This window comes from Chitinophaga sancti (assembly GCF_034087045.1).
Classification (GTDB): Bacteria; Bacteroidota; Bacteroidia; order Chitinophagales; family Chitinophagaceae; genus Chitinophaga; species Chitinophaga sancti_B.
Window position 1 is genome coordinate 5,561,984 of record NZ_CP139247.1, and the last position, 10,302, is coordinate 5,572,285.

General features: G+C 45.1%; 11 protein-coding genes. All 11 read left to right on the top strand.

Annotation, left to right across the window (positions count from 1 at the left end):
- Positions 1–84: 84 nt before the first annotated feature.
- The 11 genes from SIO70_RS22585 to SIO70_RS22635 all read left to right on the top strand — a co-directional run bounded on the left by SIO70_RS22585 (position 85) and on the right by SIO70_RS22635 (position 10,197).
- Positions 85–942: a hypothetical protein gene (locus SIO70_RS22585; protein ID WP_320574544.1), complete on the top strand. Its 858-nt coding sequence runs from the start codon at positions 85–87 to the stop codon at positions 940–942.
- Positions 943–1,053: 111 nt separating this feature from the next.
- On the top strand, positions 1,054–2,745 hold the full coding sequence (locus SIO70_RS22590) for an arylsulfatase (protein ID WP_320574546.1): 1,692 nt from the start codon (positions 1,054–1,056) through the stop codon (positions 2,743–2,745).
- 133 nt (positions 2,746–2,878) lie between these two features.
- A complete protein-coding gene (locus SIO70_RS22595) occupies positions 2,879–3,256 on the top strand; it encodes a hypothetical protein (protein ID WP_320574548.1) in 378 nt (125 codons plus the stop codon).
- Positions 3,204–3,872 (top strand): ABC transporter permease, encoded by a 669-nt coding sequence (locus SIO70_RS22600; protein WP_320574550.1) that lies wholly within the window; start codon positions 3,204–3,206, stop codon positions 3,870–3,872. Before SIO70_RS22595 ends, SIO70_RS22600 begins: the two co-directional genes overlap by 53 nt.
- Positions 3,873–4,156: 284 nt before the next feature.
- Entirely contained in the window at positions 4,157–4,495 is a 339-nt protein-coding gene (locus SIO70_RS22605) for a hypothetical protein (RefSeq protein ID WP_320574552.1), read from the top strand.
- 129 nt (positions 4,496–4,624) lie between these two features.
- A complete protein-coding gene (locus SIO70_RS22610; protein ID WP_320574553.1) occupies positions 4,625–6,283 on the top strand; it encodes a phage tail protein in 1,659 nt (552 codons plus the stop codon).
- Positions 6,284–6,469: 186 nt separating this feature from the next.
- Positions 6,470–7,099 (top strand): hypothetical protein, encoded by a 630-nt coding sequence (locus SIO70_RS22615; protein WP_320574555.1) that lies wholly within the window; start codon positions 6,470–6,472, stop codon positions 7,097–7,099.
- A 14-nt stretch (positions 7,100–7,113) separates the two neighbouring features.
- The gene (locus SIO70_RS22620; RefSeq protein ID WP_320574557.1) at positions 7,114–7,791 is read left to right on the top strand and encodes a hypothetical protein; all 678 of its coding nucleotides are present in this window, start codon (positions 7,114–7,116) and stop codon (positions 7,789–7,791) included.
- Positions 7,740–8,525, top strand: coding sequence for a sensor histidine kinase (locus tag SIO70_RS22625; RefSeq protein ID WP_320574559.1), 786 nt, complete (start codon positions 7,740–7,742; stop codon positions 8,523–8,525). The genes SIO70_RS22620 and SIO70_RS22625 overlap by 52 nt, the downstream gene beginning before the upstream one ends.
- Before the next feature lie 8 nt (positions 8,526–8,533).
- A complete protein-coding gene (locus tag SIO70_RS22630) occupies positions 8,534–9,190 on the top strand; it encodes a response regulator transcription factor (RefSeq protein WP_083724878.1) in 657 nt (218 codons plus the stop codon).
- Between the two features lie 95 nt (positions 9,191–9,285).
- Entirely contained in the window at positions 9,286–10,197 is a 912-nt protein-coding gene (locus SIO70_RS22635; protein ID WP_320574560.1) for a putative 2-dehydropantoate 2-reductase, read from the top strand.
- Positions 10,198–10,302 lie beyond the last annotated feature (105 nt).

Below are 10,302 nucleotides of genomic sequence, written 5' to 3' on the forward strand. Positions count from 1 at the left end.
TTTTTATACTGAACGAAAGGCGGAGTCTTTCAATGAATATTATTATCATAAGGTAAGGACCACCTTTCGTACTGGCATATCATTATGAAGAAAGATCCAATTCCTAAGGTGATCAAGCCTATGCTGGCTACGCTGGTCAACAAACCTTTTGATGAACCTGGCTGGTTGTATGAGGTAAAGTGGGATGGGTACAGGGCGGTGGCCTATTGCAACATGGGTAAAGTGAATATCCTTTCCAGAAATAATAAGCCTTTCAATGAAAAATTTTACCCGGTGTACGATGCGCTGTTGGCATGGGGTAACAATGCCGTGGTAGATGGAGAAGATAAGAACTTTTTAGTGCCGGAAGATGCGGCTGCTTTGTTGTATATGGCAAACCTGGGTGCAATAGAGATGAATCCCTGGAACTCGACGATCCATAACCCGGATTATCCTGACTGGTGTATGATAGACCTCGATCCTGATAAGGGAAATACCTTTGAACAGGTGATAGAAATGGCACAAACAGTGAAGGTGGTATTAGATGAATTGAAGATAAAAAGTTATCCTAAAACTTCGGGGTCTACCGGCATTCATATTTACATTCCATTGGGGGCGAAATATACATATGAGGAGTGCCAGTTGTTCGGCAAAATTATCGCGACAGAGGTACATAAACGCTTACCGAAATTTACGTGTATAGATCGGATGACCCGTAACAGGAAAGGGAAATTGTATATTGACTATTTGCAAAACCAGCCCAAAGCTACGCTGGCGGCGCCCTATAGTCTGCGTCCAAAACCGGGAGCGACAGTATCAATGCCGCTGCATTGGGAGGAAGTGAAGAAAGGATTGCAAATGAAAAATTTCAATATTAAGAATGCGATTGGGAGGATCAAAAGTGAGGGAGATATTCTCAAAGGAGTGTTGGGAAGGGGAATTAGTCTAAAGAAATTGATATAATTAATGATTCGGGATTTTGAAATTAAGAATATTTTAATCCATTGCTGAGAAAAGGTTAGATCAATCCTGGGAAATTAATTGTAATTTTCTAAGGTTAAGACCTTTTCTGATATGAAACTTCGTGTAGCCCATCTGCTGTTTTTATTTCTTGGTATTTCTGTAAAGGCGCAGCAACGCCCGAATATCATTGTGATCTTAAGTGATGACATGGGATATTCTGATATTGGTTGTTATGGAAGTGAGATCCATACACCGAATCTGGATCAGCTGGCCCAGACGGGGATACGGTTTTCACAGTTTTATAATGGGGCAAGGTGCTGTCCTACCCGTGCATCCCTGCTCACAGGCTTGTATCCCCATCAGGCAGGAATGGGCTGGATGCGGGATACGGATTACCAGTTGCCCGGTTACAGGGGAGACCTTAATCCTAAAGCCACTACGATGGCAGAGGTAGCTAAGTCCGCAGGTTATTCAACATTCCTGGCAGGTAAATGGCATGTGAGTCAGAATATCAAAGAGGATGGGCCCAAAACAAGCTGGCCGTTACAGCGTGGGTTTGACCGGTATTATGGCACGATACAGGGTGCGGGTAGTTATTTCGATCCGGCGGCATTGTGTAGAGACAATCATTTGATCTCTCCTTTTACAGATCCGGAATATAAGACGGATAGCTTTTATTATACAGATGCCATTACACATGAGGCCATCCGGTTTATAAAAGAAAGAGATGCCAGCAAACCTTTCTTTTTATATGTAACCTATACAGCGGCACACTGGCCATTGCATGCCAGGCCGGCAGATATTGCAAAATACAAAGGGAAGTATGATAAAGGCTGGGATGTGGTGCGGGATGCACGATTCAGAAAGCTACGGCAGGAAGGTTTATTATCCAACAATACAGAATTAGCACCGGCAGATTATCCCGGTTGGGATAACGGGGTTGACAAAGCCGTGCAGGCGGCACGCATGGAAATATATGCAGCGATAATAGATGATATGGACCAGGGTGTTGGGGCAATTCTTGCCACTTTAAAACAGCAAGGCATTGACAATAACACCGTCATCATGTACATGCAGGACAATGGTGGTTGTGCGGAAGATATTGGTGCTACAGGGGTTACGGGCAACTGGGCACCACATCCGGAAACGCTGAAGCCATTGAAAAAAGATGAAATCTCTTATGCCACCATTCCGCAAATTACAAGAGATGGGAAGCTGGTGCAGAAAGGAAAAGGTGTGATTGGGGGACCTGATTCTACCTATATTTCCTACGGAAAGTTTTGGGCGAATGTGTCTAATACACCATTTAGAGAGTATAAACATTGGGTGCATGAAGGCGGCATCTCTACGCCGCTCATTGTTCATTATCCGGGAGTGATCACCGGAAAGAATAAGATAACGCCTTTTGTAGGACATATAATTGATATTATGCCAACGATCGTAGAATTGACAGGGGCGACATATGCGGGTAGCATCCCATTGGAAGGGGTGAGCCTGGTGCCGTTGTTTAAGGGGAAATCGCTGGATAGAGGAAAAGCTATTTGCTGGGAGCATGAAATGAATAAAGCAGTACGTCTCGGCGACTGGAAACTGGTATCTAAAGGAGAATTACTAAAAGATAAAGAACATTATAAAGAGGGGAAATGGGAGTTGTATAATATGAAAAAGGATAGAAGTGAGCTACATGACCTGTCAGAGCTCTATCCGGAGAAGGTACAGGAATTAAGTGCTATCTGGAACGCCTATGCCAAACGGGTAGGAGTATTACCCGCACCGTGGAAACCATTGTTAGATTTAAACTAATCGTTCGCTATCGGACACGCCAAAAGGTGAAACCGAGCATATATTAGTTTTAAATAATCATACGCAATTTATAATCATATCATAAAGAACAGGCATATTCCGTGTATGCAGGTGGTAGCTAATCTCTACCCTTATGATCAGGACTTATATCAAAATCGCCTATAGAAATCTGGTCAGTAATAAACTGTACACAGGCATCAATATTTTAGGACTTACACTGGGGATCCTATCCTGCGTTGCCATTTGGGTAACGTGCAACTTCGAGCTGAGTTATGAGAACTTCCAACCTGGTAAAGAGCATATTTACAGGGTAGTAGGAGATAGAATGGCACCAGAAGGCAGGCATGATTTTTTTTCAATGCCGCCGGATCCTGCAGCAGACGCCATCAGGGGGCATATCAGCGGAATAGCTGAGGTAGCGGACCTTCACGCATTTTATACCAAAGTCGATGTGCCCAATGGAAAGCGGTTTCCTGCTGCTGACAGCCGGCAGGAATGTACAGGCATCTGATAGTATGAGAGAGTTTATCATCAATGAAAGTGCGGCGAAGGCATTGGGGTTTGCCCATCCGGAAGATGCGATTGGAAAGGTTGCGGAAAGCGGCATGAGTGACGACGCCTCTCCTATCTGCCCGATTGTAGGTGTGGTAGCTGATTTTCATGCGCAGTCATTGCATGAAGCAATCAAGCCTGCATTTTTTACAGCATCTAAATTGTTCGCGATCAACCTGAGTGTAAAATTACATAGCGCAAATTTCTCTCAGATCACAGCGGCTTATAATAAGGTATATCCGAATGAGGAGTTTGAATATAAATTCTTTGACTATACGATAGCGGGGTTCTATGCCAAGGAGCAAAAGACGGCGGCGATATTAAATACAGCGACTACAATGGCGATATTGATTTCCTGTATGGGGTTGTTATGGTTGGCAGCATTTAGCATCCGGCAACGTACCAAGGAGATTGGTTTGCGCAAGATATTAGGTGCCAGTGTGGGGAATATTGTGCTATTACTGACTAAGAACTTTATTGCTTTAGTAATAATCTCTATTGTAATTGCGGCACCGCTTGCGTGGTATGCCATGGATCTGTGGCTTGCGGATTTTGCTTACAGGGTGGATATATGAGTTGGGTTATTTTTATTGGCGGGTGTCCTGGCGGTGGGGATTGCAATGGTAACGGTAAGCTTTCAGGCGTTGAGTGCGGCACTTGTAAACCCGGCGAAAAGTATAAAAACGGAGTAAATAAAAATTCTAAAAAATCAGTTCATGGCCTCCTGCATTAACCCGGTAGGTGCCTGCAGCAGCAGGCACCTACCGGCCCCCTGCAAAAAATCGCTTCTGCCGAAGGCGGAAGCGATTTTTTGCCATTTTATTTCTATCTTGTTTTCAAACAAACCCTGCCAACTCACATGAAACTCAAAGTCGTTCGCAAATTTCTCGAATACCTCTACTCCAACTACATCGGCAACTTCATCGGCTTCGTCATCGGCATGATCTCCACCCGCCTTATCTCCCACTTCTTCACCACCCGTTCCATCCACAACCTCTGGGGCCTCACCACCCACAAAACCATTGTATCCAAACATACTTACACCAACCTCGAATGGGGCATTTCCATCATTATCGGGTTCATCGTGTTCGAACTCGTCTCCAAATGGCTCAAAAAGAAAATGGACGAGATCCTTCCCCGTTACAAACTCACCCAATGGCTGGTCGACAACCCTATCACACCTATTGAAAATCAATAACTTAATTCTCACAAAGCCGAAAACCACCTTTTCTACCCCCTAAAAACAGCTGTAAAAAGGGAACATTCCGGCCTGTTTTCCCGATTCGTTTTAGATGACCTTTGAATCATCAATCAAACAAACCGGGACATGAATATTAAAAATGCCACAACTGTATCCAATGGACTCCCTATAGGTGCGATCGCCACCTTTGGCGGAGACCTCTCAAACAGGGATCAGTTACAGGCATTGGAAAAAGAAGGTTGGTTACTGTGCGATGGTAGTTCATTCCCTACCAAAGAATATCCGGAACTCTACGCCGCCATTGGCAATGCCCACGGTGGAGACGAATCATATTTCAACATTCCTGATCTGATCGGACGTTTTCTGAGAGGGACATTACATAAGGCCAGGGGTACAGACCCGGACGCCAAAAACCGGGTTGCAGCCGCACCCGGGGGCGCTACGGGCAACCATACCGGCTCTTTGCAAAAGACTGCCACCGGTCTGCCTGCATCACTCTGGTCCCTCTCCATCACCGGTGCCCATAACCATACCTGCGGCAGGCTTACTGCCAATATGCACAGGGCATGGAGCGGCTCCCGGCAAGAAATGGCCAGAGGAAATCAAACAATTGCCACAGAACCGGGGGGCGCACACTTTCACACACTCACAGGATTTGACAATGCGACCCTTCCTATTAACGTGGCTTTATATTTCGTCATAAAATGCCGTGCACCACAAGTGCCTGCCGGCATCTTACCGGCAGGCACTATTACCGCCTTCGGAGGCCCACTGCCTCACATACCGGCAGAATGGCTCTATTGCGATGGCAAACCTTATGCATATACGGATCACCCTGTCCTGTCAGAAACGATCCTGGGCAACTTTGGCGGAGATGGTCTTAAAATTATTAATGTCCCGGACTTAAGGGGATATTTTCTCAGAGGTACTAGTCACTTAACTAACAGGGACCCGGATGCGGATACCCGCCATGCCCTTCACAAAGGGGGAAACACGGGCGACAACATCGGCTCAGTGGAGTATTATGCCACCGCATCTCCTCCCGGCATTACCACCACTACAGCCGGTGCACACAGTCACCAGGTTGAAAGTGTGCCCGTGTCTACCCAAACTGCGGCCAAAGGCGCCACAGGATTCAATGCCTACAACTGTATCGCATGGACGGACGATACCGAACAAACAAACACTGCCGGAGAACATCTGCACACCATCCAGGGCGGCGACCAGGAAACAAGGCCTGAAAACATCTACGCCGATTTCCTCATTGCTGCAGCAGACATCGTGGGCGCAGCGCCTCCAATAGGCACCATCATGCCATTTGGTGGTGACATAACGGACAGGGACGTACAAATAAAACTGCAGGCAGCAGGCTGGTTTCCCTGCGATGGCAGTTCCCTGCGCAGGCATACATACCGCGAACTGTTTGACATAATCGGTACACACTTCGGTGCGGCACCACTCACATTTGCCCTGCCCGATCTGCGCGGTTATTTTGTAACAGGAGCAGGCAAACTAAAAGTTGGCACCATACAGGTGATCTCTACTACTGGCTCACCAGCCAATCCGATTATCACCACCACCAATGGAAAGCATACACATGCCATCTACCGTGTGCCCGCCGAAAGGCATGCGATAGATCCTTCAGATGGTTATGAACTGGCATCCTTCAATGCAGAAGAAAGTGAGACTTCAAATGATGGCGATCACTCTCACCTGGTAGCAGGCGGCGACCGGGAGTCAAGACCAATCAATGTAAATGTAGATTACATCATCCGATTTAAATAGGCCTTTCATCCTTATACATCCCCCTCAATCATAACCTGCGCACTACTTTCAGAAAGGTACGTGGACAAGGCGGCTCATGGGCTAGGTAGCTGCCCTCCACTGCCTTTTGAAAGTAGTAACGGGTGAATTGTCAGAATTAAGACAGTTTTTTATACATTTAGGTACACCTTAAACCATTTAATGTTTATGAACATCCCTGTTGCCATTATCTCCATAGCTATGGTAGCTATGACTATGACTGCCTGTCAACCAAAACAATCACCTTCCATACCGGAAGATGACCACAAGGACACGCCTACGTTAGGATTGCTGGACAAAGACACTATCAGTATTGAGTTTGCAAAAATCTATGTGAAAAATTATGCAAAACGTGCCGGTAAAATCCCGGTGGATTCAGATTTCTGGGATGGCTCCACTGCAATGATCGATGGCAAACCTCACAAGATGGGCTCCAATACACGCACCGTATGGTTCAGCGTTTCAAAACTGAGAGCACTCGTTGACCAGCTGGAAAAAGAGGGCGGCGATGGTATCCGTTTTTATCTGGCATCGTACGACAGTACTTACAACAAGTACGACAGCACGCATACACACATCCCGGAGAAACCATATTGGAACCGTAACACGCTTGTGATGGTGACTACCCGGGATTCTACCAGAAATGACAGCATCTTCCATTGGGATTATTACAACAACGACCCACATGGCACTGTAAGGAAAGGCCGTATCGTACTGGCTGCACCTGAAAACCGTGGCGAACTGTGTCCACCGCCTGCTAACTGTAAGTCTGCCGGCGCACTGTTAATTACTGAATGATTTGACTATACAGCATGAAATTATATTTTACAGTCAATACCGTCGCAGAAATGATCTGCCTGTTAATAGGGGTGTTTTGTCTTGCAAAAGACAAAACGCCCATATGGCGGTATTTTATCATCTTCTTGTTGCTAACCTGTGTGACTGAACTAACAGGTATATATATCCGGGAAATGACAGACATGTCCAATGCGCCCTTATATAATGTATACCTATTGGTAGAATGTGGTTTTATTAGTTATTTTTTCTATTATCTGTACCTGCAATACACCAATAAACGCAGTACGCTCATCCTCTGGCTATGTATATTTCTGGCCATGTATGTACGGGAAAGTCAACTCCTTCATTTTGCAAAGTTCGTAAACGTTACTGCCTCTACAGAATCTGTAGTATTTGTATTGGCAAGTCTTTATTTTTATTATCTTATCTTAAGGGACGAAAAGTATGTAGTCCTGAATACCTACGCGCCATTTTGGTGGGTGAATGGAACCCTTATATTTTACTTTGGTAGTACAGCGACCAATATTTTCAATGATTATCTGGTGCATGACAAAATCTCGCTTATTTCTTCTTCGATCAGGTATGTCACCTTTTCAATCCTGAATGTGTTGTTGTATGCCTGTTGGTCATACGCTTTTATATGCAGATTTCTTCAAAGGAAGTATTATTCCTCATCGGTCTCACAACCATAATTTTTCTGATTGCCCCCTTGTTCCTGATAGTATATGTGAACCTCTATAACCGACGGAAAAAGAAGCATGCGGAAGAAAAGGAAAGCCTGAAACAGGCATTTGACACCGAATTGTTGAAAACCCAAATGGAGGTCCAGGAGCAAACCCTGAAGACCATTGGTTACGACTTACATGACAATATCGGACAGTTGCTGGGCCTTACGGTAATGACCCTGGGTTCTATCAACGTACAAGATACAGAGAAGGCCGGCGAAAAGGTGGCCGCGGCGGAAGCACTTGCCAAAAGGGCGGTGAAAGAGCTGCGGGCACTATCCCGGTTATTGCATGGCGAAGAGCTCCTGAACAGGGGGCTGGTAGATGCTATTGCCTTTGAACTCGAGTACCTGGAACGATCGGACCTGTTTCGTATTTCCTATACACACCCTGATACTCCCCTCCCACCCGTTGCAGATAAAGCGACGATCACCTTCCGTCTATTCCAGGAGATCCTGAATAATATCGTGCGGCATGCACAAGCCAATGAAATTGTTATTAACTTAGCGTTTGCTGGTAATGTATTAACCTTGTCTATACAGGATAATGGTAATGGATTTGATGTGGCTGAAATCATGAAGCAGCACAAAGGCATGGGATTACAGAATATCCAGAAGCGGGCAGGCATGATTGGCGGGCATACCCAGATCCAATCAGCACCCGGTGCCGGCACTACGATTAAGATAACGATTCCTTACTAAATAAAATTATGGCTGAAAAGCAAACCACGATTGCCATTATTGACGATCATACCTTGTTCCGTCAGGGGATGATAAGCCTGTTGTCTGAGTTTCCGGAAATCTCTATTGTATTTGATGCCTCTAATGGTGAGGATATGAAGACTAAGCTGACTAAATTTCCTTTGCCGGAGGTAATTTTGATGGATATCAGTATGCCTGTGATGGATGGGTTTGAGAGTACCCGATGGTTGCGGGAAAATTATCCGGATGTGCATGTGCTGGCGCTGAGCATGTTTGAAGAAGAGAAGCCGATCATTAAAATGCTGAAGAATGGTGCGGGTGGGTATTTGCTGAAGGAGTCGAAGATGACGGATGTGGTGCATGCGATCAGGACGATCAGTGAGCAGGGATTCTTTATAAATGAGCTGGTATCGTTTAAATTACTGCGGAATATTCAGGGACACCTGGCGGGGAATAACGCACCGGAGAAGCTGAGTAGTAATGAGATAAAGTTTTTAGAGTTGTGTTGTACAGAGTATACATATAAGGAAATTGCGGATCAGATGAATTTGAGTCCGCATACGATAGATAATTACAGGCAGGACCTGTTTCAACGGTTTGGGATTAAATCCAGAACTGGTTTGGTGTTGTTTGCGATTAAAAATGAGTTGATTACATTGAAGTAAAGAGCCCCGATGCCAGCTGGAGCGCGGGTTTATATGCATGTCAGGTAGAAAAGGTAATAGATTGTACCTTAGCAGCCACATTATAATTTCATACAATGAAATATGCGATAGTAGGAACCGGTGCCATCGGAGGATTTTATGGTGCCATGTTAGCCAATGCCGGCGAGGAAGTACACTTTTTATTAAACAGTGACTATGCAACAGTAAAGGAAGACGGACTCCACCTCATATCTGAAGTATTCAGCGATATTCATTTAGACAAGGTAAACGCATATCAACAGGCGGCAGACATGCCCGTTTGCGATGTGATATTGGTGTGTTTAAAGACTACCAGTAATGAAAGCATGCTGCCCTCATTGGTAAAGCCCTTATTACATGACAAGTCGGTTATGATCCTGATACAAAATGGCCTCGGTGTGGAAGCCGATGTAGCCACCATGTTCCCGGGTGTAGGCATAGCAGGTGCTACGGCGTTGATTTCAGTGAATAAGGTCAGCCCCGGACAAATGCATCACCTCGACTATGGAGATATCGAAATTGGCAATTATAATATACAGGATACAGGTATTATTGACCAGGTGGTAGATGCATTTGATAAAACAGGATTGATTGCAAAAAAGGCAGCGGACCTGAATACATTGCGCTGGAAGAAGCTGGTATGGAACATCACCTTCAATGGAATGTCAGTAGTTTTGAATACTACAGCCAACAAGCTGCTGGCAGATAAGGCTACTTACGAATTGTCTAAAGAGATCATGCATGAAGTAATTAATGGGGCAAATGCCTGCGGTGCGCAGTTGCCGGAAACAATGGTATATGATATGTTGCAGTTTACGATAGCGATGCGTCCTTATGCACCGAGTATGAAACTGGATTTTGACAATAAGCGCCCGCTTGAGTTGAAATACATTTATGAAAATCCGCTAGCAATGGCGAAAGCAGCAGGGTATTATATGTCTAAAGTAGATATGTTGCTGCGGCAGTTATTGTTTCTGAGTAAATATTAATTATTTTTACGCTATTAATTAAATGGAAAACTGCTTACCCCAAGTTTGCAGATGCAAGTTCGAGTCCTGCCGATTTTTTGATCATATTGCTTTAACCAATCCTGT